A 25,380-nucleotide genomic window follows, 5' to 3' on the forward strand; every position below is an offset into this window, starting at 1 on the left:
CCGGATGAACGACATTGCCGGGCGGGGCGACCCGATCCGCACGCTGCAGTTGCTGTGGAGCGGCGCGCAGCCGCCCAAGCGCGGGCCGAAGCCGAAGGTGGCGCTGGGCGATATCGTTGCCGCCGCCATCGTCATCGCCGATGCCGAGGGGCTCGAGGCGGTGAGCACGCGGCGGGTAGCGGAGGCCGTCGGCATTTCGCCGATGTCGTTCTACACGCACGTTCCCGGCAAGGCCGAACTGCTCGACCTGATGGTCGATGCCGTCATCTGGCCGGTGCCCGAAACGCCGAAGTTCGATCCAGCCAAGTGGCGGGACAATGTCAGCCTCATCGCCACCGGCTACCGCGACTTCTATCTTGCCCATCCCTGGGTGTTCGAGCTCGCGACGCACCGGCCGGTGATGGGACCCAACACCTTGCGGGCCTACGACATGGCGCTCGCCGCCTTCGACAATCTGGGGCTCGACGAGGTCGAGATGGACCAGAGCCTGACGTTCGTCGCCAACTACGTGCATGGCGCGGTGCGCGACGTGGCCCGCTCCCGGATGGTGAAGCAACTCACCGGCATGAGCGACGACGAGTGGTGGCTGAAGATCGAGCCGTTCCTCGCAACGCTCGACTATACTCCTTATCCCGTGGTGCAGCGCGTTGGGCCGGTGGTGGGCGAACTCTACGGCCTCGGCGACCCCGATCGGGCGTTCGCCTTCGGCCTCGCGCGCATCCTCGATGGGCTGGAGCGGCTGATCGCATCCAAGGGCAAAGTTGACGCGCGCCCGCCGAGCGCCTAACTCGGGCGGATGAAACGCGATAATCACAAGCCCACCGGTCCCAGCCAGCGCCAGCTGCGCGTCGGCGAACTGGTGCGCCATGCGCTCTCCGGCATCTTTGCCCGCGGCGAGATCGACGATCCCCTGCTCGAGGGCAAGGTCATCACCGTGCCCGAAGTGCGCATGAGCAACGACCTGAAGCTCGCCAGCGCCTACGTGGTACCGCTTGGCGGCGAGGGTGCCGACGAGATCGTCGTCGCCCTCAACCGGCATGCGCGCTTCGTGCGCGGCCGCATCGCGCCCGAGCTCGACCTGAAATTCGCCCCCGAAGTGCGCTTCTTCGTCGACACCACGTTCGATGAGTTCGGCAAGATCGACGCCCTGCTCCGCTCCGATCGCGTGCAGCGCGACATCCACAAGGATGAGGACGAAGATTGACCACCGAGAAGCGCCAGAAGCGCGACGTCTCCGGTTGGCTGATACTCGACAAGCCCTACGACATGACGTCCACCCAGGCGGTGGGCAAAGTCCGCTGGCTGTTCAGCGCTAAGAAAGCCGGTCACGCCGGCACGCTCGATCCGCTTGCTACCGGCATCCTCCCCATCGCGCTGGGCGAAGCGACCAAGACCGTCCCCGCAGTACAGGACGGCACCAAGGTCTATCGCTTCGCCATCAAGTGGGGCGAGGAGACCACCACCGACGATGCTGAAGGAATCGTCAGCGAGCGTTCATCCGTGCGTCCGGATGAGGTGGAAATTAGGTCAGCTCTACCGACCTTTACTGGCGAAATCATGCAGACCCCGCCCGCCTTTTCGGCCATCAAGGTCGACGGCGAGCGCGCCTACGACCTCGCCCGGGCCGGCGAAACCGTCGAACTCGCCGCCCGTCCGGTCTACATCGAGGCGCTGCAACTACTTGAACACACAGGTGAAATCAGCCGCCTCGAGATGACCTGCGAGAAGGGCACCTATGTCCGCGCCCTCGCCCGAGATCTCGCCCGGCACCTGGGCACCCGCGGCCACGTCGTCGAACTCCGCCGCGCCGCCGTCGGCCCCTTCACCGAGGCGCGCGCGGTCACTCTGGAGGCCCTCGAAGCCGCCGCCGACCGGGATTCCCTGCTCCTGCCGGTGTCCGCCGGCCTGTCGTTGCTGCCCGAAATTCGCCTTACGCCAGATCAGGTTAGCGCCGTGCGCCACGGCAATCCCGTGCTGCTCGGCGGCGCTTCGGCGCCGATCGCGCTCGACAGCGCCTGGGCCAGCAGCGCCGGCGCCGCCGTCGCCCTGGGCCGCGTCGAAGCCGGCATGTTCAAACCGCAACGCGTCCTCGCCTGAGCCCAGGATTTTTGTCGTAACCGCCGGAACTCAATAGCAGAATCGGACGTTTCCATGTTTCGACGCTTTGTAGAGGCTGGGGTTGCATGTCCGCCGGGGTGCTAAATGGCTGACGGGCCCGGCCCGGCTGAGACTATTGCTGCCGTGCGCCGCCGCGCTCGCACCGCGCGCCCGATTGCCGTCTATCTCTTCGTGCTGGCACTGGTCGCCCTGGTTCCAGCCTTCATCTTTTCGGCCATCCTGCTGCAGCGCAACAACGAGGCGCAGGAGCGGGTGGTCGAGACGCTGATCACCGGCAACGCCCGCTCGATCGTCCAGGCGGTCGACCGTGAGATCAACGCCAATATCACCACGTTGCGTGTGCTCGCGACCACTCCACCGCTGTCTCCGGCCGACTATCCGGAGTTCCATGCGCGCGTCAGCGTGGCGCTCGAGGGCACCGGGTCATACGTCTATGTCATCCATCCGGACATGACGTCGGACCTGACGACCCGCCGGCCACTCTCGGATCAGGGCGACAATGCCATAAGCGATGTCGAAACGGCGCAGCGTGCCTTCGATAGCCGCGACGTGGCCATATCCGATGCGGTTTACGGCCGGGTCTCCCAGCAATGGGTGGTGAATATCCTGCAGCCGATCTTCCCGGCGGGACATCCGCCGCTCGTCCTCGGCTTCAGCCGCACCGCCAGCCAGCTATCGCTGCCACTTCTGGCGAGCCGCATGCCCGATGGCTGGCATGTGGCCCTGGTCGACCGCAAGGGCGTGATCATCGCGTCAGCGGGCGAAGGCGGCAATACCGGCGATTCTTTCAACCTGGCTCCCGTGAAAAACCTTGGCTCCACCTCCGGGTGGCGCACCCTCAAGTCCGAGGGCAAGGAATACCTGGTGGTGGCCCAGCAATCGCTCCTCAGCGGATGGTCGCTGGTCACCTGGGCCGATCGCGACGTCGTTGCTCAACCGCTCGCCGATGCGTTCTGGTCGCTGCTCGCCGGCGGGGTGCTGCTCGCCGCCTTGGTGGTGCTCGTGGTGTACGGCGTGAGCCTGCAGATCGGGCGTTCGGTGCACGGGCTCGAGGCCGACGCCAAGCGATTGGGCGCCGGCCAGCCGGTCGAGGCCCGTTCGTTCCCGATCGCCGAGATCGAGACCGTTTCCAGCGCGCTGGGCGATGCATCGCGGCGGCGCCAAGCGGCCGAGACCGAGGTGCGCTTCCTGATGCGCGAGCTGGCGCACCGCTCCAAGAACCAGATGACCGTCATCGCCGCCATGGCCAAGCAGACCGCCCGCGGCGCCGACACGGTTCCGGAGTTCGTGTCGAGTTTCGAGCGCCGCATCTTCGGCCTCGCGCGCTCGACCGACCTGCTGCTGGCGCACGGTGTCGCCGGCGTCGACCTCAGGGAATTGCTGGTCAGCCAGATCGATCCGTTCTGCCCCGTCGACGGCGAGCGCGTCGTCGTCGACGGTCCGTCGCTGCGGCTCAACGCGCAGGCGGCGCAGATCCTCGGCATGGCGGCACACGAACTCGCTACCAATGCGGTGAAGTATGGGGCCTTCGCCAAGGATGGTGGGCGCCTCGAAGTGACCTGGAAGCGCGCCGACGATGCGGTCGCCTTCGTCTGGCACGAAAGCGGCAACGCCCCCAGCTCCGCCACGCCAAGGCGCGGCTTCGGCACTACGGTACTTGAGAACATGGTCGGCCGGTCGCTGGGCGGCGAAGTCGAGCGCATCGTGCATGACCTCGGCATCGAGTGGCGCTTCACCATTCCACTCGCCTCGCTCGATCCTTCCGACACGCTCAACGGCAGCACCGACAAGGCCACCGAAAAACCCGCCGCCGACAAATAACTGGCGTTTGCGACCCCTTTCCCCTATAGAGCGCGCGAGTTCCGGCCCTGCCGGCGCTTTTTCATGGCTCAGCCTGGACGACATCCCGGGCTGCAGCGTCCCGATGATCCTCTATTTGAAAGGACCTTTCCGATGTCGATTACCGCAGAGCGGAAGACTGCGCTCATCAAGGACTACGCCACCAAGAAGGACGACACCGGCTCGCCGGAAGTTCAGGTCGCGATCCTCTCCGAGCGTATTGCCAACCTCACTGAACACTTCAAGCTGCACGGCAAGGACAACCATTCCCGCCGTGGCCTCTTGAAGATGGTTTCGACGCGCCGCCGTCTCCTCGACTACGTCAAGAAGTCGGACGAAGCGCGCTACAAGGCGCTGATCGAGCGTCTGGGCCTGCGCCGCTAAGGCTGGGTTCGACTGCAACTCCGGACCCACGAGGTACGCCTCGCGGGTCCAATCCCGGCCAACCTGCCGGGTAGTAGCGTAGGCTGACGAACTACGCGGAGCATGGCGAGATCATCGGCCGCTCACGGCACCAGCGGGTGCTTCCCTCCCCGGAAAATGAGCGGCTCATCGTCTTGTCCATGTTCCGCCCCACCTCGACAGGTGGGTGTCAGCGCGGAACCGTGCCGATTTTGGGCTGCAGTCGCACATGGGGTGCGGCGCGCGGCTGGCACACCGGATGAGTTCGCGGGGTGACTACGCCCCCGCGTTCCCGCTCATTCCGGCAGAATGGAAAGACAACGATATGCCCATCAACTTCGACTACCACAAAGTTGAGCTGAACTGGGGCGGCCAGCCCCTCACCCTCGAGACCGGCAAGATCGCCCGCCAGGCAGACGGCGCCGTGCTCGCCACCCTCGGCGAGACCGTGCTGCTCGCCACCGTGGTTTCGGCCAAGTCGGCCAAGCCCGGCCAGGACTTCTTCCCCCTGACGGTCAACTATCAGGAAAAGTACTTCGCCGCCGGCAAGATCCCGGGCGGCTACTTCAAGCGCGAAGGCCGTCCGACCGAAAACGAGACGCTGACCTCGCGCCTGATCGACCGCCCGATCCGCCCGCTGTTCCCCGATGGCTACAAGAACGAGACCCAGGTGGTCGTGACGGTTCTGCAGCACGACATGGAGAACAACCCGGACGTGCTCGCCATGGTCGCCGCCTCCGCGGCCCTGACCATCTCGGGCGTCCCGTTCATGGGCCCGATCGGCGCTGCCCGCGTCGGCTACATCGACGGTGAGTACGTCCTCAACCTCGACGTCAACCGTCGCGCTGAATCGAAGCTCGACCTCGTCATGGCCGGCACCCAGGACGCCGTGCTGATGGTGGAATCGGAAGCCCAGGAGCTCTCCGAGGAAATCATGCTCGGCGCCGTGATGTTCGGTCACGAAGCCTCGCGCAAGGTCATCGACGCGATCATCAAGCTCGCGGAGCTCGCCGCCAAGGAGCCGCGTGACTTCACTGCTCCGGACTACTCGGCGCTCGAAGCCGACGTGCTGAAGGTTGCCGAGGCCGATCTGCGCGCTGCCTACAAGATCACCGACAAGGCTCAGCGCTACGCTGCGGTCGACGCCGCCAAGGCCAAGGTGAAGGAGCACTTCGCTTCTGCCGTGGAAGCCGGCACCGTGTCGGGCGAGGCCCTGGGCGAAGTCGTCCACAACCTCCAGGCCAAGATCGTCCGCTGGAACATCCTCGACACCAAGACCCGCATCGACGGCCGCGACCTTTCGACGGTCCGCCCGATCGTTGCCGAAGTCGGTGTCCTGCCGCGTACGCACGGCTCGGCCATCTTCACCCGTGGTGAAACCCAGGCCCTCGTCGTTGCCACTCTCGGCACCGGCGATGACGAGCAGTATGTCGACAGCCTCGAAGGCACCCAGAAGGTGAACTTCATGCTGCATTACAACTTCCCGCCCTACTCGGTCGGTGAAGCTGGCCGCATGGGCTCGCCCGGCCGTCGCGAAATCGGTCACGGCAAGCTCGCCTGGCGCGCCATCAACCCGATGCGTCCGAAGGCGGAAGACTTCCCCTACACGATCCGCGTCGTCTCCGAGATCACCGAGTCGAACGGCTCGTCCTCGATGGCGACCGTGTGCGGCACCTCGCTGGCGCTGATGGATGCGGGCGTTCCGCTGAAGAAGCCGGTGGCAGGTATCGCCATGGGCCTGATCCTCGAAGGCGACCGCTTCGCCGTGCTGTCCGACATCCTGGGTGACGAAGATCACCTCGGCGACATGGACTTCAAGGTGGCGGGCACTGCCGACGGCATCACCTCGCTGCAGATGGACATCAAGATCGCCGGCATCACCGAGGAGATCATGAAGGTCGCCCTCGGTCAGGCCAAGGGCGGCCGCGAGCACATCCTGGGCGAGATGGCCAAGGCGCTCGACACCTCGCGTGCCACGGTGGGCGAGTTCGCCCCGCGCATCGAGACCATCACCATCCCGACCGACAAGATCCGCGAAGTGATCGGCACCGGCGGCAAGGTGATCCGCGAGATCGTCGAGAAGACCGGCGCCAAGATCGACATCAACGACGACGGCACCGTGAAGGTCTCGTCCTCGGACGGCGCTTCGATCGATGCGGCCATCAAGTGGATCAAGTCGATCACCGATGAAGCCGAAGTCGGCGCCATCTACCAGGGCACCGTGGTCAAGACCGCCGATTTCGGCGCGTTCGTGAACTTCTTCGGCGCCAAGGACGGCCTCGTCCACATCTCCCAGCTCGCCACCCAGCGCGTCGGCAAGACCACCGACGTCGTCAAGGAAGGCGACAAGGTGTGGGTGAAGCTGCTCGGCTTCGACGAGCGCGGCAAGGTCCGCCTGTCGATGAAGGTCGTCGACCAGGCGACCGGCAAGGAAATCGTCGAGGAAGCCGCCGAATAATCGGTACGCCCCTTCGAACGCAGAGAGGCCCGGAGCGATCCGGGCCTTTTTGGCATTTGTCGAACGGAGCCCACCTCCCATATTACGGGGATGCTGCCGCTCACCGACACCTCACCCACCGCGGTCTGGTCTATTCTCTCGTCCTGGCCACGCGGCTATTTCACTGCGCGCTATGGCGGCCGGCGTTATGGCGTCACCAACGCCGTCCATGCCCATGGCAACAGCTTCAAGCTCTTTGCCGAGGAGTTGGGCGGTACCGACCGCATCAGCCTCAATATTTATCGCCCACCCAGCAGCGTGAAGCCGACACTGAAGCCCTGCGAGATGCCCATCGACAAGGTCACCGCCTTCGTCACCGGGGCGATGGTCGAGGCGGACGCCTAGGGTAGCATCTTGTCGGCGACGGTGCCGTCGAGCTCGAACGTCACCCAGCCGCTGGTCCAGCCATCGTCCTTGCCGGCACGGATCTCGAGCAGCAGACGGGTGTCCTCGGGCGCCAGCAGCAGGGTGTTGCGCGAGAACGTGTAACGAAACACCGCTGCGCCCTCGAGCTTCATGGTTTCGAGCGTGGTATCGGCGTATTTGCCGAGGGCAGCCGCGTCGAGCCCTGCGAGATCGGCGAGGCGGAAGCTCTTGGCCTCGTTGAGTTCGGCTTCCCACGGCATCGGTGTGCCGAAGCGCATGATGCGCTGCGGATCGATGATGAAACTCGCCATGGTGCCGGGGGTCTGCGGGTCCTCGACCAATACCGAGCCCTGCGTGTCGTTGATCAGGATCTCGCCGAACCGCGCGTCGGGTCCGAACTCCTTTTCGAGCCGCTTGAGCGTGCCGAGCACCGTTTCCGGGGCCAGCCACGGGCCCTGGGCAGCGATCGCCCGGCTTTCCGGCAGCACCACCTCCAACACCTTGGCGTTGGCGTCGAGCAGCACCTGGCCCTTCTCGCCATCGGTCTGCTTGAGGTCGACGCTCCAGACGAGCTGCGGTGCGGCCGCTCGGTCGGTGGGCTTTTCCGCATTGATGTAGGTGATCGTCGCGCCTGGTGAGGCAAAGGCCTCGAGCGCGGCGGACTTCACCTGCGGCAGCTTGCCCAGATCAAGTTCGGTGATGGCGAAGGGGACGCGGTCGCCGAAATCGAAGGCCGGCGTGTCGATCCCCTGCCGCACGCCACCGAGATTCCACGAGTAGTCGCTGGTGGTGTCCGGTTCGGTCGGGTGGGCGGCGCTGAAATAGATGTAGGTGTCGTAGACCCGGAGCTCCTTGAGCGGCCGTGTGCCCAGCACGGCGGCGATATCCACCTGCGCTTCGGCCATCGGCCAGTCGTTGTCGGCAATCAGGTCGAGCCGCTGGGCCCGCGTGGTGCCCGAGAGGTCGGCGCCGATGACCCGGCCGCCGATATCGGCATAGACCGTGGCGGTCTCGCGCGGCGTCGCGAGCCCGATGGTCCAGCGCACTTCGCCGTAGTGCGGCTCGGGCAGGATGCCGATCTGCCGGGCGATGACCAGCGAGGTGAGGTCCGGACGCTGCTCCATCTTTGCCATGGCAATGGCTTCGGCGATGGTGATGTCGATCTGCTGGAGCCCGACGTCGGCGAAATCGAAGAAGCTGCCCTCCCGCTTGGCGACGATGCCGTCGCCGTCGGTCGGCTTAGGGCCGTCGACGATGTCCCGGTCGAAGACCAGCAGCTTCATCCGCGAGACCGTCCAGCTGTCGGTGTAGTGCGCCGCCTCGCGGCTCTGCGTCCAGACGGTGATCCGGTCCTCGGCAACCTCGATGCGCGAGACCAGCGGCATCGGGTCGAGCTTCCTGGTCAGCGCCGTGAGGGCGCGGGTCCGCACTTCGCTCGAATTGAGATAGGTGGCGTTCTCGCGGATAGCCGGGGCATCGACGGTCTTGCCCACCTGCGCCCAGCCGGGGCCGGTGGCGATGAGGGCGAGGGCAACGGCAAGCGCAGCGGCGCGCAGCGTGGAAGGGATCATTCCAGCCTCCGTTCAGGGTGCCGCATCATCCAGCGGCGCGCCTGAAGCGTTGCTGAACGATCTATCGCCGAGGGTGCCGCGTCCGGTGCGATAGCGCGGCCGCTGGCGGCCCTGTCACTTCTCCCAGGTCAGCGCCTCCGCCTCGGCGCCGAGGCCGCCCAGCGCCGCCTTGAGGTCCGCTACCATCGGGTCCGGACCACAGAGGTAGAAGTTCTGGCTGATGTCGTGCACGTGGCGCTTCAAGAACGCCTCATCGATGCGCTCGTGCAGGACGCCCTCGGCCGACGGCTCGTCGGTGATGGTCCAGGTGACCTCGAGGCCCTCCATCTGCTCGAACTCATCGCGGAGGATGATGTCTTCGGCCTTGCGGTTCGACGCGATCAGCCGGTGGCCGGCCAGCTTGCCGTCCTTCTTGAGCTGGCGGAGGATGGCGATGAACGGGGTGACGCCGGCGCCGCCGGCGATGAAGGTGCCGGGCCCCTTGTAGGTGATAGTGCCCCACGGATCGCGCAGCACTAGGCGCTGACCCGGTACGTAGCCGAACAGGCGCTCGGTCATCCCGTCGCCGCCGGTGTTGAAATAGCTCTTGATGGTGAACTCGAGATAATCCCAATCGTTGAGCGCAGTGAAGGTGAACGGGTGCTTCTTGTCGCGCCAGCCGTCCTCGTCCAGTGAAAGTTCGGTGGCTTGGCCGGGTTCGAACCGGTATCCGGCAGGTTTTTCCAGCACGTAGCGCCGCACATTATGGGTCACTTGCTGAATATTCAGGATTTTCACGGCTTGGTGCACAACACGACTCCTTGTCGTCGTGGGACGCGCCAAATGCGCCCTTGGTTCCCGCGAAACCACACCCTGCAACTGCTGAATATCCGGCGCAACCCCTGCTGCGACCTACGGTACCCTTGAGGCAACCAACGCTCCTCAAGGGAGGTGGGTTTCTCAACGGGTGGTGGCACTCCACCGCGTAACCCTCTGCATACATTATCGAATTTCAAGAGCAACAAGTGCAGATTCTGTCACTTGCGAAGGTGGGCGGGGAGTCCGATCTCCCAGTTGTCCAGAAAACGAAAGGGACATTGAAATGAAGACTTCCGCTCTTGGCCTTGCGGCCGTGCTCCTCGTCGGTGGCCTCTCGGTGCCGGCTTTTGCAGCCTCCGATGACTCCAGCTTCGACAGCGACTTCCTCGTGACCCAGCTGCAGCAGAAGGGCATCAACGCCGTTAACGTCTACGAGAATTCGGACAACGTGATCCGCGCCGAAGTGAAGCTCGCTGACGGCTCCACCTCCTACCAGCTGTTCTACGAAGATACGCTGGCCCCGGTGAAGGCTTCGGCGCAGGGCAACACCCGCGTGCTGAGCAAGCTCGACGTCGGCGGCAACCGCACTCCGGTTGACAACAACTCGCTGACCTATGACGGCGACAACGGCGACAACTAATATGCGCCATCCGGATCGGCCGGGCTTTGCCGGCCGATCCGCTACCGGCTGGGTGCCGAAGAAATCGGCAGCCGCCCACGTTCGTGTGAGACCAGAATAGAGCCCGCAGGCCCCCCTGATGCCGGCTAGCGGCCGGTTCCAGTGCGGAGCGGTGGCTCGATCTGGTCGAGATCGCGGGCATCGAACAGCTGCCGCGCCTCAACCACACGGTGCCAATGGCGCGCGGCGAAAGCCTCGAAGGCCTCGAAGGCCTTCAGCGCCTCGGCGCCGAGATCGGTCAGCGCATAGTCGACGCGCGGCGGAATGGTCGCATAGCTGGTGCGGCTGACGAAGCCATCGCGCTCGAGGGCCCTTAGGCTTGCAGTCAGCGCCTTCTGCGAAATGCCGCCGATGTCGCGCTGCAGTTCGGAAAAACGCAAAGTGTCGTGCCGCAGGTGCAGCACCACAGTGAGCGTCCATTTGCTGTTTCGAGTGGTCAATAGTTCCTCGATCACAGCCTGATTGACGGGCGGACGGTTCTGCTGACGCATACGCCAACTCCCCACAGTATTTTGGCCAGCCGTTGCCGGATAGCGGAGATCCCCTTGGGGCCATATCGTCGTTCGGAGCGGATTTTCCAGAGGCAGGCAGCGGATTTCATTTCGCCGTTGCCTAAACGTTCCGTTAAATCGCGTTAACGAGGCCCGCTCAGCGGCGCTCAAAGCTCAGGTAAAAGCTCCTCAGGCGGCCGGCGATGCGGGCCTTTTCCTCATATCGCGTCGGTTCCCAACCGGCATACGGCTCATGCCAGATCCCTGCCCGCTCGGGCGAGAACCGGAATTCCGGTGCGCGCAGGATATGGGCGAGCGTCCAATCCGCATAGTCCTCGACGTCGGTCGCAAAGCGGAACGGGGCGCCCGGCTTCAGGGTGCGGGCGAGCTCTGCAAGCGTCAGCGGCGAGATGAAACGGCGCTTGTGGTGGCGGGTCTTCGGCCAGGGATCCGGATAGAGCAGCCAGGCGCCATCGAGCGAGCCGGCCGGCAGCCGCTGCAACAGCTTCAGCGCATCGTCAGTGTACAGCCGGATGTTCTCCAGCCCCGCTTCGTCGATCTGCTGCAGGAGCTTGGCGATGCCGCCGGAAAACACCTCGCAGCCGATAAAGCCGGTGTCGGGATGCCGGCTTGCTTCGAGCGACAGGTGCTCGCCACCGCCATAGCCGATCTCGATCACCCGCTGCGATCTGTCGGGAAACAGCACCGCCGGATCGAGCAGTTCATCGCCGGGCGCAATCTCGAGTGCTGGCAGCAACTCCTTGAACAGCAGGTCCTGCCCCTTATGCAGGCGCTTGCCGGAGCGGCGGCCGAAAAAGGCGCGAGGCTCGCCGGAGACGTTCAGCGGATGGTGGGTCTTGGAGGTCATGGGGCGTCCCACTAACACGGAGTCATTGCCGCGAAAGCGGAATTTCCGTTCGGCACGGGCGGTCATAAAGAGAAATCCCCGCTTGCGCGGGGATGACGTCGTGGAGGTGGCGATCTCCTGAGGACCTCAGGCAGCGGCCTTGACCGCGGCCTTCAGCGCGGGAACCAGGTCGATCTTCTCCCATGAGAAGCTGCCGTCTCGGCCCGGCTTGCGGCCGAAATGGCCATAGGCCGAGGTCTTGGCGTAGATCGGCTTGTTGAGATCAAGATGGGTGCGGATGCCGCGCGGGCTAAGGTCGAACACCTCACCGAGCACGGTCTCGAGCTTACCCTCATCCACCTTGCCGGTGCCGTGGAGGTCGACATAGATCGACAGCGGCTTGGCGACGCCGATGGCGTAGCTGAGCTGGATCGTGGCGCGATCGGCAAGGCCCGCGGCGACGACGTTCTTGGCCAGATAGCGCGCTGCATAGGCGGCCGAGCGGTCGACCTTGGTCGGGTCCTTGCCCGAGAAGGCGCCGCCTCCATGCGGAGCTGCGCCACCATAGGTGTCGACGATGATCTTGCGGCCAGTGAGGCCGGCATCGCCGTCGGGCCCGCCGACAACGAATTTACCGGTCGGGTTGACGTGCCAGACGGTGTCGGCGCTGATCCAGCCATCGGGGAACGAGGCGCGGACATAGGGCTCGACGATCTTGCGCACATCCTCGGACGAGAGGCTGGCATCGACATGCTGGGTGGAGACCACGATCTGCGTCACGCCGACCGGGTGGCCGTTCTCGTAGCGGATGGTGACCTGGCTCTTGGCGTCGGGCCCGAGCTTGATGGCGGCGCCCTCGCCTGCCTTGCGGGCGACCGTCAGCGCCTCGAGGATCTTGTGCGCGTAGTAGATCGGCGCGGGCAGCAGCTCGGGGGTCTCGCGGCTGGCATAGCCGAACATGATGCCCTGGTCGCCGGCGCCGACGTCCTTGTTGCCGGATTCATCGACGCCCTGCGCGATATCGGCCGACTGGCCGTGCAGCAGCACGTCGATCTTGGCGGTCTTCCAGTGAAAGCCCGACTGCTCGTAGCCGATTGCCTTGATCGCCTTGCGGGCGGTCGACTTGAACTTGGCGGGATTGACCACCGGATGGCCGGCTGCATCGATGAGGATCTTGCCGTCCTTGCCCTTCTTCAGCAGCGTCTCCGGGACGCGCACTTCGCCCGCGATGACGACGCGGTTGGTGGTGGCGAGGGTCTCGCAGGCGATACGGACCTTGGCCGGGTCCATGCCGGCTTTCTTCGCTTCACGGAACACCAGATCGACGATCTCGTCGGAGATCCGGTCGCAGACCTTGTCGGGATGACCCTCGGAAACCGATTCCGACGTGAAGAGGTAGGAAGACCGAGCCAAGGCGAAACCCCCGAAAAGTGCTCAAAAAGTGCGAAAATCACACAGTTGGGCTTGTGTTCTGCCACTCGGTCCTCGCCGGGTCAAGTGATATAAAGGAAGCTTTATGTCTCCGTGGGGCGGCTGCGGAGAAAAATCATGCGACCCGGCGCGGCCGCCGCGCCGCAATAAGCGAGCCGAAAATGCCGAGCCCCACCGCCAGCCAGAACGGCAGGTCGCCGATGCGATTGAAGATGGTGCCGCCGGGCAGTGGCTCGGATGGAACCACGTCGAGGACGCCGATCTGGTTCTCCGCCAGCTGCGCGACGATGCGGCCGAGCGGATCGACGCTGAGCGTGACACCGGTGTTGGCAGCCCGCAGCATCGGCAGTCCGGTCTCGACGGCGCGCATCCGCGCATGGTGGGCGTGCTGCGCCGGGCCAATCGAGCCCATGAACCAGGCATCGTTGGTGACATTGAGAATGAACTGTGCTTCGGACGGGTCGCCGATATCGCCTGGGAATACCGCTTCATAGCAAACCAGCGCCAGGAAGGGCGGGGTGCCCGGCGGCGTCATCAGCCGGCGGCCATCACCGGCCGCCCAGCCGTTGGTGCCAGGCACGAACTGGTTGATGCCGAACAGCCGCCAGAAGCTCTGGAACGGCAGGTATTCGCCGAACGGCACGAGATGCGACTTGTCGTAGCTGGCAACCACTTCGCCGGCCGTGTCGATGGCAAGGATCGAGTTGAAGCCCGGATTGTCGGGGATCGGCAGACCATCCTCATCCAGCGGTTCGCGTGGTGCGCCGGTGAGCAGCAGCGTGCTGTCGGGGAGCATGCGAGCGATGCGGGCGATACCGTCCGGGTAGTTGGTGAGAAAGAACGGAAACACCGATTCCGGCCACACCAGGTGCGTGACCCCAGATAGACCGGGATCCGAAGGGGTCAGCTTGGTCTCCGACAGGCTGATCAGCTGATTGATGATGGCGTCGGGGTCAGCCACGCTCCAGTCGGCGTGATCGAGGATCATCGGCTGCACCATGCGCACCTTCATATCGGTACGCGCGACCAACGTCGTGCTGGTGTGCCGCCAGTTGCCATATGCCACCTGCGCCGCAATCACCGCCACGGCGAGGAAGAACGGTATCAGCCGTCGCACCAGCCCGCGCTGGTCGGCCGGCCAGATCAGCGCCGGGGTCATGGCGATGAGCGCCGCAAGGAAGGTGAGGCCGTAGGTGCCGATCACCGAGGCGAGCTGCAGCATCTCGTCATTGGCGGTCAGCGCGTAGCCGATGAGGTCGAACGGGAAGCCGGAGAACAGGTGGCCGCGACCCCACTCGGCCAGCGCCAGGAAACTGGCGAGGGTAACGATGCGGAACGCGCCGCCCGACCACAGCATGTGCGCCAGCGCACTGGCCGATCCCCAGAAGAGCGAGAGGATGGCTGCGAGCCCGACGATGGCGAATGGCATCAGGATGAGGAAGAAGCCACCTGCCTGGAAGAACGCCGCGCCGAGCCAGTGCAACGCTACTGTGAAGTAGCCGAGCCCGAAGGCGAAGCCGATCTGGAATGCCGGACCGAACAGCCGTCGCCAGCCGCTGCGTCGTTCGGCGCCATCGAGGGCCCAGACCCAGACCGGCAGCGCCAGGAACAGTGCCGGCAGCAGGAAGAATGGCGGCACCGACGCCGCAGCCAGCGCCCCCGCCGCAACGAGGATCAAGAAACGCCGCCAGCCGTGGCTCAGCATCACGGTCTCGGCGAGCCAGGTCATGCGGCGCTCGAATCACAGGGCATGTGGCAAGGTCGCGGGGTCGAAGCGTGGGGTCAAGACGGCACGGTTCCGCGGCGCCGAGCAACAGGGAGGTGGTAAGTGACGAAGTGGACCAAGGTGACGCCCGAGCAGGCAGGGTTCGCCCCCAACATCGAGCGAAAGCTGGCGGCAGGGCTCGAGTCGGGGCTGCTTCTGCCGATGCACGCGGTGGCCGTGAGCCGCGCCGGCAAGCTGGTGCTCGAGCAGTATTACGAGGGTGAGGACGAGAGCTGGGGCGACGCGCTGGGGCGGGTGAGCTTCGGTCCGGACGTGCTGCATGACCTGCGCTCGGTGACCAAGAGCATCGTCGGTTTGCTCTATGGCATTGCGATGGAGCGCGGGCTGGTTCCCCCGGTCGACGCGCCGGTGATCGGCGCCTTCCCCGAATATCCCGACCTGATCGCCGACCCGGCGCGCCGCAAAGTTACGGTCGAGCACACGCTCAACATGACGATGGGCATGGAGTGGGACGAGAACAAGCCCTACACCGACCCGACCAATAGCGAGATCGCCATGGAAATGGCGACGGATCGCTACCGGTTCATCCTCGAGCGGCCAATCGTCGGCGAGCCGGGGCGGGAGTGGATCTATTCGGGCGGGGCGGTAGCGTTGATCGGTGCGCTGATCGAACGCGGCTCCGGCAAGAAGCTCCCCGAGTTTGCCCGCGAGGCGCTGTTCGAGCCGATGGGCATTTCCGACTTCTACTGGCTCGCAGGGAGTGACGGCGTGGCGTCGCCCGCCTCCGGCCTGCGCCTCACCGCGCCGGACCTGTTGCGGATCGGCGCGATGCTGGTCGATGGCGGCCGGTACCAGGGGCGCCAGGTCGTGCCCGCGGCGTGGATCGAGGTCTCATGGACCCCAGCGGTCAATACCCCGGACGGGCTCGGTTACGGCCGGCTGTGGTACATCCACGAAGCCCCGGCGCCTGCCTACGACAAGCCGGTTCGTTGGATCGGCGCCTTCGGCAATGGCGGCCAGCGGCTCTGGCTGGCGCCGGAAGCCGGCATCGCCTGCGTGATCAATGCTGGCGACTACAACCTGTTCGAGCGCTGGGTAACACCGGCGCGGGTTTGGCGCGAGATCGTGCTGGGCAATCTCGAACGGGCGTAAGGAGGCGAAACTCCCTGAACCCACACGGTGCGGCGCAGTCACTCCGCCGCCGGAGCCTGCGTGTCCTCGGGCGCTTTCGTCACCGGCGGTTTGGGCGGTCGCGGCTTCGGCTGCTTCGTGCGCTTGATCTTGACGCGTTTGACCTGGCGGCTATCGGCCTGCAGCACTTCGAATTCGAAGCCCTTGATGCCGTTTACGTGCTCCCCCTTGGCCGGGACGTGGCCGGCCAGTTCGAAGACCAGACCACCGAGCGTATCGACCTCGTCGGCGTGGGCGCCCGGATCGAAATCCGGGCCGATGACATCGCGCACCTCGGTCAGTTCGGCACGGGCCGAGGCGATGAAGACGTTGGAGTTGATCTTGCGGACCAGCGCCACGTCGTCGTCATGCTCGTCTTCGATCTCGCCGACAACCGCTTCGAGCAGGTCCTCGATGGTGACGAGGCCGTCGGTGCCGCCATATTCGTCGATGACCACCGCCATGTGCACGCGTTTCAGCTGCATCTGCTGCAGCAGGTCGCCCACTGGCATCAGCGGCGGTACGAACAGCACCTGGCGCACGATATCGAGCTTTTCGAGCTTCGAGCGGAGCGGCGGCGAAACCAGCTTGACCGGCACCGCGGCCTCCGGATCGACCACCGGTTCGGTGATGCGGCGCAGCGCATCCTTCACGTGGATGAAGCCGGTGATGTTGTCGAGGCTGTCCGAATAGACCGGCATGCGCGAGTGGCCGACCTGACGGAAGCGGCTGACCAGCACGCCGAGCGTTTCGGTGTTTTCGATCGCCTCGATGTCGGCGCGAGGGATCATCACGTCTTCGACCCGCTTTTCGGCGAGGTCGAGCACGTTCTTCAGAATGGTCCGCTCGGACTGGGTGAAGTCCGCGGTGCCGCCGTTGTTCTCGGATTCGAGGGCGACCTCGAGGTCGTCGCGCAGCGAAACCGTGCGCATGGCGACGAGGCCGCGCACCGAGTGCCACAGACGTTGCCCCCACGTGGCCGCGGGGGCGGGACTAGAAGGAGGTTCGCCGTTGGATTTGGCAGGCGCCGGTTTCTTGGGCGGCGCGGACGGACTGTCTGAGTCGTTCATCGGGTATGGCCAGGTGCGGCCTTCAATTCATCGGAGGGTGTAATTTAGCTATCGGCGTAGGGATCGGCAATGCCGAGGGTCGCGAGGATCTTGGTTTCGAGCCCCTCCATCTCCTCGGCGTCCTCTTCCTCGATGTGGTCGTAGCCCAGAAGGTGCAGGAAGCCATGCACCACGAGGTGGGTGAAGTGGGCCTCGAAGGTGATGCCCATCTCGGCCGCCTCTCGCTCCACCGTCTCGCGCGCCAGCGTGATGTCGCCGAGCAATCCAGCGACCGGACCGAACGGCTCGATCTGCGGGAAGCTCAGCACGTTGGTGGATTTGTCGAAGCCGCGCCACTGATGGTTCAGCTCGCGCTGCTCGGCGTCGTCGGTGAGCACCACCGACACCTCGGCCACGCCGGCGACCTTGGCCTCCGACTGCTTCAGCGCTTCGCGGATAGCGGTTTCGGCGATGGCCTCGAGGTCTTCGGGCCAGCCCTCCGCGTTGACCGCGAAGGCGATTGATAATGGGGCTTGCATCAGGCCTTCGTGTTGTTCTCGGCCAGCCGGCGGGCGGTGTCGGCCTCGTAGGCGCGGACGATCCGGCCAACCAGCGCGTGACGTACCACGTCCTTGTCGTTGAAGCGCGAGATATGCACGCCCTCGATGCCGTCGAGCAGCGATACCGCCTCGATCAGGCCCGACTTTTCGCCACGCGGCAGGTCGACCTGGGTCGGGTCGCCCGTCACGATCATCTTCGAGTTCTCGCCCAGACGGGTCAGGAACATCTTCATCTGCATCGAGGTGGTATTCTGCGCCTCGTCGAGGATGACCACGGCGTTGGCCAGCGTGCGGCCACGCATGAAGGCGAGCGGCGCTACTTCGATGATGCCCGAGGTGATGCAGCGTTCCACATGCTCGGGCCGCATCATGTCGTAAAGCGCGTCGTAGAGCGGACGGAGGTACGGATCGACCTTGTCCTTCATGTCGCCCGGGAGGAACCCGAGGCGCTCGCCGGCTTCGACGGCCGGGCGTGACAGGATGATGCGGTTGATATCGCCGCGCTCGAGCAGCGTCGCGGCGTGAGCAACGGCGAGATAGGTCTTGCCGGTACCCGCCGGACCGACGCCGAACACCAGCTCGGAGCGGTCCATGGCGCGCATGTAGGCATCCTGCGCCGGGGTGCGGGCAACGATGGTCGCCTTGCGGGTCGCGATCTGCGCCATGCGCACCCTGCCCTTCTTCTCGAGCGTGGGCAGGCTCAGCTGGCTGTCCTCGGTCTCGATCATCCGGATGACGCCGTCGACGGTTGAAACCTCGATTGGCCCGCCTTCTTCGAGTTGCTCGTAAAGCGACTCGAGGACGCGTCGCGCCTGATCGACGGAGGTCGCGCCGCCCTTCAGCATGACGTGGTTACCCCGCGGCGTCGCCTGCACGGACAAGCGCTGCTCGATCAGGGCAAGATGCTGGTCGAAATCGCCGTAGAGTTGCGCGGCGAGCTTGTTGTCTTCGAAGGCGAGTTCAAGCTGGGAGGATGGGCCGTGGTCGGAAGACGGGGGCAAATGCCTGCTCAAATCTCTGGTAGCTCCGTAATGGCAGCCTCAGATATGGGCCGCGGTGGCTCGAGACTCAATAACGCTAGCAGGATTCGGTTCCGCAACTGTGACAATCTTGCCAATGAGGGAATTATTCCGGGCTGCGACTATCTCCACCGGAATGATCTGTCCGATCAGCCGGGTCGCGCCTTCCATGTGCACCGCCTGCAGGTAGGGCGAGCGGCCGCCGATCTGGCCGGGCTGGCGGCCGGCCTTCTCGATCAGCACCGGCAGGGTGCGACCGACAACGGACTGATGAAACGCGTGCATCTGCGTGTTGATCTGGTCGTTGAGGCGCTGCAGGCGCTCGGTCTTTTTTGCTTCGGCGACCTGGTTCTCCATCGTCGCACCGGGCGTGCCGGGACGGATCGAGTACTTGAACGTGTAGGCGGACGCATAGCCGACATCCCTGACGACCTGCATGGTCTGTTCGAAATCGGCATCGGTCTCACCGGGGAAGCCGACGATGAAGTCGCCTGACAGCGCCATGTCGGGGCGCGCCGCCTTGATGCGCTCGATGACGCGCATGTACTCGGCCCGGGTGTGGCGGCGGTTCATCGCCTTGAGGATGCGGTCGGACCCGGACTGGATCGGCAGATGCAGGTAAGGCATCAGTGCATCGAGGTCGCGATGCGCCTCGAGCAGCTCGTCGGTCATGTCGAGGGGGTGCGAGGTGGTGTAGCGGATGCGGGCGATACCCGGGATCAGCGACAGGCGATAGCAGAGCTCACCGAGGCCGACGCTGCGGCCCTTGGCATCAAGGCCGTGATACGCGTTGACGTTCTGGCCGAGCAGCGTCAGCTCGCGCACGCCGGCTTCGGCAAGGTTCTGCGCCTCGCGCAGCACCTGCTCGACCGGGCGCGAAACTTCGCTGCCACGAGTGTAGGGCACCACGCAGAACGAGCAGAATTTATCGCAACCTTCCTGCACGGTGAGGAAGGCGGTGAGCCCACGCGCCAGCGTGACTTCCTTCTTCGCCGCCGGCAGATGCTCGAACTTGTCCTCCTCGGGGAAGTCGGTGTCGACCACCTTGGCGCCATTATGGGCGCGGGCGATCAGCTGGGGCAGGCGGTGATAGGATTGCGGGCCGAACACCAGGTCGACGGCCGGTGCCCGGCGCACGATCTCGTCGCCCTCGGCCTGCGCCACGCACCCGGCGACGCCGATCATCAGGTCCTGGCCGTTGGCCCGGCGCTCCTCGCGCAGGTCGCGCAGCCGGCCGAGTTCCGAGAACACTTTCTCCGAGGCCTTTTCGCGGATGTGGCAGGTGTTGAGGACGACCAGGTCGGCGTCCTCCATCACCTGCACCGGCTCGTAGCCGTGCGGCGCCAAGGCATCCGCCATGCGGTCGGAATCGTAGACGTTCATCTGGCACCCGTAGGTCTTGATGAACAGCTTCTTGGGCGTGTGCTCGGTCATGGGCGGCTGAATACACCGAAGTGGCGGGGAGTGCAAAAGCCGGGGTGGCAGCAGACGCCCGATTGGGGCAACCTCCGCGGCCTGGAGAACGCCCATGACCAAGAACCTCGATACTCTCGCCCTGCATGGCGGCGACGGCGCCCGCGTCGTCGGCGAGCCGCTGGCGCCGGCACCGGTGCTGTCCACGACCTACTTCACCCATCCGGACGCCGTTGGCTTCTCCGCCTCGGACCTCCAGGCCGACGCCCCGCATTTCTACACCCGCTGGAGCAATCCGACGCTGGAGCTGCTGGAGAAGCGCCTGGCGCTGCTCGAGGGCGGCGAAGCGGCACTGAGCTTTGCCTCCGGCATGGCGGCAATCACCGGGCTGTTTGCCGGGACGCTCAAGGCGGGCGACCATCTGGTGCTGTCGGACGTCTGCTATGCCGGCGTCGCCGAGTATGCGCGCCACGCCCTGCCGCGACAGGGGGTTGCGGTGTCGTTCGCCGACAGCTCGGACCCGCAGAACGTCGCGGCGGCGATGCGGCCGAACACCCGGCTGGTGCATGTCGAAACGCCGGCCAACCCCATCCTCAAGCTCACGGATATCGCGGCCGTAGCGAAGATTGCCCACGCCGGGGGCGCCGAACTGTCGGTGGATTCGACCATCGCCACGCCGGTCGGCACCAACCCGATCGCGCTCGGCGCCGACTACGTCTGCCACTCGCTGACCAAGTACCTCTGCGGTCACGGCGACGCGCTGGGCGGTGCGCTGATCGGCCGGGCCGATCGTATCGGCGCGCTGCGCAAGGACGTGCTGATCCACCACGGTGCGGTGCTGTCGCCGTTCTCGGCCTACCTGATCCTGCGCGGCATCGAGACGCTCGGCCTCCGGATGGAGAAGCACCAGGCAAACGCACGGGCGGTGGCAGAGTGGCTGGAGCAGCACCCGAAGGTGCGCCGGGTACTGTGGCCCGGCCTCGCAAGCCACGAGCAGGCGGAACTGGCGCGCCGGCAAATGCGCAATTTCTCCGGGCTGCTGAGCTTTTCGGTGAAGTCGGATAGCGCCGGCATGGCCCGGCAACTGGCGGAGCGATTGGAACTCGTCAGCTACGCGGTGTCGCTGGGCAAGACCAAGTCGCTGTGCTTCTACATCCCCACCGAGGACATCCTGCGCTCGTCCTTCGCCATCACCGACGAGCGGAGTTACCGCGACTGGGCCGGCGAAGGCGTGTTCCGGGTCTCGGTCGGCATCGAGGATGCCGATACGATCATCGCCGATTTCGAGAGCGCACTGGGATGAGCGGGTTGCTGAAGGAGATCGTCTTCGATTGCAAACGCGCTGCACCCCTTGCCCGGTTTTGGGCTCAAGTCCTGACCGGCTACGCGGTGCGCGCCTATGACGACGAGGAGATCGCCCGCCTCGCGGCGCTCGGCCTCACCCGGGACACCGATCCGGTGGTGATGGTCGACGGCCCCGGCCCGACGCTCTGCTTCCGCGAGATCGAACGCGGCCGGGTCCAGGGCCGCATCCATCTCGACGTGAAGGTGACCGACCGCGCCGCGGAACGCGCCCGCCTCATTGGCCTCGGTGCCGGCGTGGTGCGGGAAGCCGACGGCTACACCGTGCTGGCCGACCCCGAGGGCAACCACTTCTGCCTGGTGGACTGAACCTACTCCGCCGCCACCGGCAGCGGCGTGCCGCGGTTCAGCGCCACGAGCATGCGGCGAACTTCGTTCTCGGTCTGCTTGGCCAGTTCCTTGCGGTTGGTGCCGGCGCTGAGCGGACGCGGCGTGCCGAAGGCGAGGGTGACCTCGCGGGTGCCGCCGGTCAGGATTTCCTTGATGTTCTGCTTCACCGACTTGGACTTGATCCAGGCGATGAACGAGCGGTCCGTGCGGCCGACCGGCAGGCCCTGGAGCTTCGTATAGGCGATGGTCAGCGGCTGGATCATCACTTCGCCGGCGCCAGCATCTTCCATGGCGTGCTGCGCGGCGCCGATCAGCGCCGAGCGGAACGGCAGCACGTGGGTGCCGATGTCGGACTGGCCCTCGGCGAACAGGAGCACGGCGCCACCCGAGGCCATGCGCTTGCCCATCTCCTCGCTCACCCGCTTGGCGTCACTGCGCTTCTTGCGATCGACGTAGAGCGTGCGCTGCAGCGAGGCCATGAAGCCGACAAAGAACCATTTCTGGATCTCGGACTTGGCAACGAACGTGACGTCGGCCTTGGAGCCGACCGCGATGATGTCGGTCCACGAGACGTGGTTGGAAACGATCAGCGTGGCGCGGTCGTGCGAGGGCTCGCCGATCACCTTCACCTTCATGCCGAGGAAGGTGCAGCCGAACCAATGAAACCAGCGCGGAATCCGGTTGTTGAACCATGGGCTGCGCGAGACGAGGAACTGCAACGGCACGAACACGATGAGGAACGGCACGTAGCAGAAGATGAAAAACAGGCTGCGGAGGATCATTTGGCCTCGTCCGGCTTGAGCGGCACAGCATAGAGCTCCAGCCGATGGTCGACCAGCCGGTAGCCGAGCCGCTTGGCGATGACCTCCTGGATGGCTTCGATCTCTTCGTTGCGGAACTCGATCACCTTGCCCGAGCGGATATCGATCAGGTGGTCGTGGTGCTCGTCGGGGATCAGCTCGAAACGCGCCCGGCCGTCCTTGAAATCGTGCTTGGTGACGAGCCCGGATTCCTCGAACAGGTTCAGCGTCCGGTAGACGGTGGAGAGCGAAATGCGCGCGTCGATGGCGCTGGCGCGGCGATAGAGCTCCTCGACATCGGGATGGTCGACCGCCTGCTCGATCACCTGCGCGATGACGCGGCGCTGGTCGGTCATCCGCATGCCCTTCTGGGCGCACTGCTCTTCGAGAGTTTGAATGCCGGGTTTGCTCATCGGGCGTCCCCCGTTACAACTGCTGGAACCGGGTTAGCCAAGATCGCGCGCCATGACAATAGCGGTAGCGGGCGTGCCGTCCGGACGGGGATAGTAGCCCTTGCGCTCGCCAACCTTCTGAAAGCCCAGCTTTCCGTAGAGCTTCAATGCTGGAGTATTGTCGGCCGCCACCTCGAGCAGCATGCGCTTGGCGGGGCTCATCAGCACGGCGTCGAACAGGGCCCGCATCAGCATCAGGCCGACGCCCTTGTTCCGCCACTTGCGATCAACGGCGATGGAGATGAGTTCCACCTCCTCGCCCAGGTGCCGCAGCATGGCGAACCCGGCAATGCGGCGCCGGCTGTCGCAAGCGACGTAGACCGGCGTGTCCTTGCCGGCGACATAGGCGGCGAATTCTTCCCGCGTCCAGCCGCGATAGAACCCCTCGGCGTGGAGCCGCGCGATCGTCTCCGCATCGCCGCCACGGGCCGGCTCGACATGGAGGGTGGTGGGCGAGAGCCAGAAGTTCATTGCCCGACCCTCGCAACGCGGAACTTTTCCTGCGGCTTGGCATCGGCATCGCGAACATAGGCCGCTTCGGGTGGATAGTTGCCGGGATCGACGGTGGCGGCGAAACGCGCCAGCGCTGCGATATCGACCAGCGGCGAGGTGACGAGGGCGGCGCCGGGCGGGACGCGTCGACGCGCCTCGTCCATCGGCAGCAGCTGCGGCTCGCCGACGGGGATACCCGGGCCGCTGAACAACTGGAAATACGCCTCATCGCGCCGCGCATCGAGCAGCACGGCGGTGGCGTCGCATTGGGTGCCGAGCGATAGCGCCAGCAGTGAGGGCACGCCGATGACGGGGATGCTCAGCGCCAGTCCAAGCCCGCGCGCGGCGCTCAGCCCGATGCGGAGTCCGGTGAACGAGCCCGGGCCGGTGGTGACAGCGATCCGGGTGAGGTCTTTGTACGCGACGCTATTGCGCGCCAGCAGTTCGTCGATCGCGGGAAAGATGCGCTCGGCCTGCCCCTGCGCCATGTCCTCGACCAGCGCATCGGCGCGCTCGCCCAGTAGCAGCGCCAGTTGCAGGCGCGGCGCGGCGGTATCGATGGCGAGAAGGACGCTGGACATGTCGGAGAGATAGGGGTTGGCGCAGGGATTGTCATCACCATCGGACCTCTCCCCACACTCGATGTCATCCCAGCGAAAGCTGGGACTCAAGCGGCAGCGGACGCAGGATGTGAGTTGGGTCCCTGCTTCCGGAGGGATGACATCCGGTAAGTGGCGGAACGAGTGCCTCAAAAGCAAATCGCCCGGCATGGGGGCCGGGCGATCGGAAACTCTACCGCTGAGCCGAGGCTCAGACCTGCTGCACGGCCTCGACGCCGGGGACGAAGTGGCGGAGCAGGTTCTCGATGCCGGACTTCAGCGTCGCGGTCGAGGACGGGCAGCCCGAGCACGCGCCCTGCATGTGGAGGAACACGGTGCCCTCCTTGAAGCCCTTGAAGGTGATGTCGCCGCCATCCATGGCGACCGCCGGACGCACGCGGGTGGCGAGCAGCTCCTTGATCACCTCGACGGTCTCGGCATCGCCCTCCTCGAAGAACTCTTCGCCGGCCACCACTTCGGCGGTGCCGTCGGCGAGCACGGGCTTGCCGGAGAGGAAGTGCTCCATGATCACGCCGAGGATCGCCGGCTTGATGTGGCTCCACTCGGCCGTATCCTTGGTCACCGAGATGAAGTCGGAACCGAGGAACACGCCCTCGACGCCGGGGACGTCGAACAGGGCGGCGGCCAGCGGCGAAATCGCCGCCGATTCGGCCTGACGGAAATCGCGCGGTTCACCGACCAGCACATCACGGCCGGGCAGGAATTTCAGGGTCGCCGGGTTCGGCGTCGCTTCGGTCTGGATGAACATCGGGCGTTTTGGACTCGTGTTAGAACAATTCCAAAGTAGTGTTTTGGAGCCCGAAACGCAAGGCCTTGGCGCGGCGCGTCAGGTCACCGCGACGATCTGCTCGTCGGTCATGGTGCCGGGGATGATGGTGACGATCACCGGCAGGGCGGCCTGGCCGGCGCGGGTGGCAAAGGCGCTGACCAGCGGCCCGGGGCCTTCCTTGCCGCCGGCCGCCGCGATCACCAGGATGGCGATACCGGGATCTTCGGCGACCAGCCGTTCGATCTCGCTGATGAGGTCGCCCTCGCGGATCACCGTCTCGGTGCGGATGCCCTCGCCGATCTGGCCGATGCGGGCGCGCTTGGCGTCGAGCATGCGCTCGGCTTCCTCGCGGGCCTCGGCACGCATCACTTCCTCGACGCCGAGGAACTGGGTGAAATCCTGGCTGTCGATGACCGAGAGCAGCACCACCGTGCCGCCGGTGCGCTTCACCCGGTTGGCGGCGAAGGTAATGGCGCGATCGGCTTCCTTGCTCTCGTCGATGACGACGAGAAACTTGCGCTTGTATTCGCTCATGCTGTCAGCCAAAGCGCCGCACCTTCAGCTCGGAAGATGCGGCAT

Annotated in this window: 27 protein-coding genes; 11 read left to right on the top strand and 16 right to left on the bottom strand. The window is 65.4% G+C overall.

Annotated features, from left to right (window positions below):
• Nucleotides 1-4: 4 nt before the first annotated feature.
• The 7 genes from AC1DYL_RS15695 to AC1DYL_RS15725 all read left to right on the top strand — a co-directional run bounded on the left by AC1DYL_RS15695 (nucleotide 5) and on the right by AC1DYL_RS15725 (nucleotide 7,201).
• The gene (locus AC1DYL_RS15695; RefSeq protein ID WP_477173878.1) at nucleotides 5-787 is read left to right on the top strand and encodes a TetR/AcrR family transcriptional regulator; all 783 of its coding nucleotides are present in this window, start codon (nucleotides 5-7) and stop codon (nucleotides 785-787) included.
• 9 nt (nucleotides 788-796) lie between these two features.
• Complete coding sequence (gene rbfA, locus AC1DYL_RS15700) at nucleotides 797-1,204, top strand: 30S ribosome-binding factor RbfA (protein WP_477173879.1); 408 nt, start codon at nucleotides 797-799, stop codon at nucleotides 1,202-1,204.
• Nucleotides 1,201-2,097 (top strand): tRNA pseudouridine(55) synthase TruB, encoded by an 897-nt coding sequence (gene truB / locus AC1DYL_RS15705; protein WP_477173880.1) that lies wholly within the window; start codon nucleotides 1,201-1,203, stop codon nucleotides 2,095-2,097. Before rbfA ends, truB begins: the two co-directional genes overlap by 4 nt.
• Nucleotides 2,098-2,202: 105 nt before the next feature.
• Nucleotides 2,203-3,939: a sensor histidine kinase gene (locus AC1DYL_RS15710; protein WP_477173881.1), complete on the top strand. Its 1,737-nt coding sequence runs from the start codon at nucleotides 2,203-2,205 to the stop codon at nucleotides 3,937-3,939.
• Nucleotides 3,940-4,071: 132 nt separating this feature from the next.
• Complete coding sequence (gene rpsO / locus AC1DYL_RS15715) at nucleotides 4,072-4,341, top strand: 30S ribosomal protein S15 (RefSeq protein ID WP_055874294.1); 270 nt, start codon at nucleotides 4,072-4,074, stop codon at nucleotides 4,339-4,341.
• Between the two features lie 343 nt (nucleotides 4,342-4,684).
• Nucleotides 4,685-6,817 (top strand): polyribonucleotide nucleotidyltransferase, encoded by a 2,133-nt coding sequence (pnp, locus tag AC1DYL_RS15720; RefSeq protein WP_477173882.1) that lies wholly within the window; start codon nucleotides 4,685-4,687, stop codon nucleotides 6,815-6,817.
• Nucleotides 6,818-6,907: 90 nt separating this feature from the next.
• Complete coding sequence (locus tag AC1DYL_RS15725; protein ID WP_477173883.1) at nucleotides 6,908-7,201, top strand: hypothetical protein; 294 nt, start codon at nucleotides 6,908-6,910, stop codon at nucleotides 7,199-7,201.
• Here the strand turns inward: AC1DYL_RS15725 and AC1DYL_RS15730 are convergent.
• Together AC1DYL_RS15730 and AC1DYL_RS15735 are read right to left on the bottom strand one after the other, a co-directional pair.
• Nucleotides 7,198-8,793: a hypothetical protein gene (locus AC1DYL_RS15730; protein ID WP_477173884.1), complete on the bottom strand. Its 1,596-nt coding sequence runs from the start codon at nucleotides 8,791-8,793 to the stop codon at nucleotides 7,198-7,200. The two genes, AC1DYL_RS15725 and AC1DYL_RS15730, sit on opposite strands and share 4 nt — an antisense overlap.
• A 114-nt stretch (nucleotides 8,794-8,907) precedes the next feature.
• Nucleotides 8,908-9,546 carry a ferredoxin reductase domain-containing protein gene (locus tag AC1DYL_RS15735; RefSeq protein ID WP_477173885.1) on the bottom strand — a complete coding sequence of 213 codons (639 nt, stop codon included), beginning with the start codon at nucleotides 9,544-9,546 and terminating at the stop codon, nucleotides 8,908-8,910.
• A 328-nt stretch (nucleotides 9,547-9,874) separates the two neighbouring features.
• Between AC1DYL_RS15735 and AC1DYL_RS15740 the strand changes: the two genes are divergently transcribed.
• Complete coding sequence (locus tag AC1DYL_RS15740; protein ID WP_477158514.1) at nucleotides 9,875-10,231, top strand: hypothetical protein; 357 nt, start codon at nucleotides 9,875-9,877, stop codon at nucleotides 10,229-10,231.
• A 125-nt stretch (nucleotides 10,232-10,356) separates the two neighbouring features.
• Here AC1DYL_RS15740 and AC1DYL_RS15745 read toward each other — a convergent pair whose 3' ends face one another.
• The 4 genes from AC1DYL_RS15745 to lnt form a co-directional block, all read right to left on the bottom strand.
• A complete protein-coding gene (locus AC1DYL_RS15745) occupies nucleotides 10,357-10,761 on the bottom strand; it encodes a winged helix-turn-helix transcriptional regulator (RefSeq protein WP_477158515.1) in 405 nt (134 codons plus the stop codon).
• A 157-nt stretch (nucleotides 10,762-10,918) separates the two neighbouring features.
• Nucleotides 10,919-11,629, bottom strand: a complete 711-nt coding sequence (trmB, locus tag AC1DYL_RS15750) for a tRNA (guanosine(46)-N7)-methyltransferase TrmB (protein ID WP_477173886.1) — start codon at nucleotides 11,627-11,629, stop codon at nucleotides 10,919-10,921.
• Nucleotides 11,630-11,755: 126 nt separating this feature from the next.
• On the bottom strand, nucleotides 11,756-13,021 hold the full coding sequence (gene metK / locus AC1DYL_RS15755; RefSeq protein ID WP_477151654.1) for a methionine adenosyltransferase: 1,266 nt from the start codon (nucleotides 13,019-13,021) through the stop codon (nucleotides 11,756-11,758).
• Nucleotides 13,022-13,154: 133 nt separating this feature from the next.
• Nucleotides 13,155-14,768 (bottom strand): apolipoprotein N-acyltransferase, encoded by a 1,614-nt coding sequence (lnt, locus tag AC1DYL_RS15760; protein WP_477173887.1) that lies wholly within the window; start codon nucleotides 14,766-14,768, stop codon nucleotides 13,155-13,157.
• Between the two features lie 99 nt (nucleotides 14,769-14,867).
• On the opposite strand from lnt, the gene AC1DYL_RS15765 reads away from it, so the two are divergent.
• On the top strand, nucleotides 14,868-15,917 hold the full coding sequence (locus AC1DYL_RS15765) for a serine hydrolase domain-containing protein (protein WP_477173888.1): 1,050 nt from the start codon (nucleotides 14,868-14,870) through the stop codon (nucleotides 15,915-15,917).
• A gap of 38 nt (nucleotides 15,918-15,955) precedes the next feature.
• Here AC1DYL_RS15765 and AC1DYL_RS15770 read toward each other — a convergent pair whose 3' ends face one another.
• The 4 genes from AC1DYL_RS15770 to miaB form a co-directional block, all read right to left on the bottom strand.
• The gene (locus tag AC1DYL_RS15770) at nucleotides 15,956-16,885 is read right to left on the bottom strand and encodes a hemolysin family protein (protein ID WP_477173889.1); all 930 of its coding nucleotides are present in this window, start codon (nucleotides 16,883-16,885) and stop codon (nucleotides 15,956-15,958) included.
• A 164-nt stretch (nucleotides 16,886-17,049) separates the two neighbouring features.
• Entirely contained in the window at nucleotides 17,050-17,523 is a 474-nt protein-coding gene (gene ybeY, locus AC1DYL_RS15775; RefSeq protein WP_477173890.1) for an rRNA maturation RNase YbeY, read from the bottom strand.
• Nucleotides 17,523-18,557: a PhoH family protein gene (locus tag AC1DYL_RS15780; RefSeq protein ID WP_477151659.1), complete on the bottom strand. Its 1,035-nt coding sequence runs from the start codon at nucleotides 18,555-18,557 to the stop codon at nucleotides 17,523-17,525. The genes ybeY and AC1DYL_RS15780 overlap by 1 nt, the downstream gene beginning before the upstream one ends.
• 27 nt (nucleotides 18,558-18,584) lie before the next feature.
• Nucleotides 18,585-19,997: a tRNA (N6-isopentenyl adenosine(37)-C2)-methylthiotransferase MiaB gene (gene miaB / locus AC1DYL_RS15785; protein ID WP_477173891.1), complete on the bottom strand. Its 1,413-nt coding sequence runs from the start codon at nucleotides 19,995-19,997 to the stop codon at nucleotides 18,585-18,587.
• Nucleotides 19,998-20,091: 94 nt separating this feature from the next.
• Between miaB and AC1DYL_RS15790 the strand changes: the two genes are divergently transcribed.
• Together AC1DYL_RS15790 and AC1DYL_RS15795 are read left to right on the top strand one after the other, a co-directional pair.
• Nucleotides 20,092-21,279, top strand: a complete 1,188-nt coding sequence (locus AC1DYL_RS15790; RefSeq protein ID WP_477173892.1) for a trans-sulfuration enzyme family protein — start codon at nucleotides 20,092-20,094, stop codon at nucleotides 21,277-21,279.
• Complete coding sequence (locus tag AC1DYL_RS15795; RefSeq protein ID WP_477173893.1) at nucleotides 21,276-21,647, top strand: VOC family protein; 372 nt, start codon at nucleotides 21,276-21,278, stop codon at nucleotides 21,645-21,647. Before AC1DYL_RS15790 ends, AC1DYL_RS15795 begins: the two co-directional genes overlap by 4 nt.
• Before the next feature lie 2 nt (nucleotides 21,648-21,649).
• Here AC1DYL_RS15795 and AC1DYL_RS15800 read toward each other — a convergent pair whose 3' ends face one another.
• The 6 genes from AC1DYL_RS15800 to AC1DYL_RS15825 all read right to left on the bottom strand — a co-directional run bounded on the left by AC1DYL_RS15800 (nucleotide 21,650) and on the right by AC1DYL_RS15825 (nucleotide 25,335).
• Complete coding sequence (locus AC1DYL_RS15800) at nucleotides 21,650-22,450, bottom strand: lysophospholipid acyltransferase family protein (protein ID WP_477151663.1); 801 nt, start codon at nucleotides 22,448-22,450, stop codon at nucleotides 21,650-21,652.
• Complete coding sequence (locus AC1DYL_RS15805; protein WP_477173894.1) at nucleotides 22,447-22,881, bottom strand: Fur family transcriptional regulator; 435 nt, start codon at nucleotides 22,879-22,881, stop codon at nucleotides 22,447-22,449. The genes AC1DYL_RS15800 and AC1DYL_RS15805 overlap by 4 nt, the downstream gene beginning before the upstream one ends.
• A 33-nt stretch (nucleotides 22,882-22,914) precedes the next feature.
• Nucleotides 22,915-23,391, bottom strand: a complete 477-nt coding sequence (rimI, locus tag AC1DYL_RS15810; protein ID WP_477173895.1) for a ribosomal protein S18-alanine N-acetyltransferase — start codon at nucleotides 23,389-23,391, stop codon at nucleotides 22,915-22,917.
• The gene (tsaB, locus tag AC1DYL_RS15815) at nucleotides 23,388-23,993 is read right to left on the bottom strand and encodes a tRNA (adenosine(37)-N6)-threonylcarbamoyltransferase complex dimerization subunit type 1 TsaB (protein WP_477151666.1); all 606 of its coding nucleotides are present in this window, start codon (nucleotides 23,991-23,993) and stop codon (nucleotides 23,388-23,390) included. Before tsaB ends, rimI begins: the two co-directional genes overlap by 4 nt.
• A gap of 229 nt (nucleotides 23,994-24,222) precedes the next feature.
• Nucleotides 24,223-24,780, bottom strand: a complete 558-nt coding sequence (locus tag AC1DYL_RS15820) for a NifU family protein (RefSeq protein WP_326867316.1) — start codon at nucleotides 24,778-24,780, stop codon at nucleotides 24,223-24,225.
• A 78-nt stretch (nucleotides 24,781-24,858) separates the two neighbouring features.
• Nucleotides 24,859-25,335 (bottom strand): universal stress protein, encoded by a 477-nt coding sequence (locus AC1DYL_RS15825; protein WP_477173896.1) that lies wholly within the window; start codon nucleotides 25,333-25,335, stop codon nucleotides 24,859-24,861.
• Nucleotides 25,336-25,380 lie beyond the last annotated feature (45 nt).

The organism is Devosia sp. P1_H9 (genome assembly GCF_056405135.1).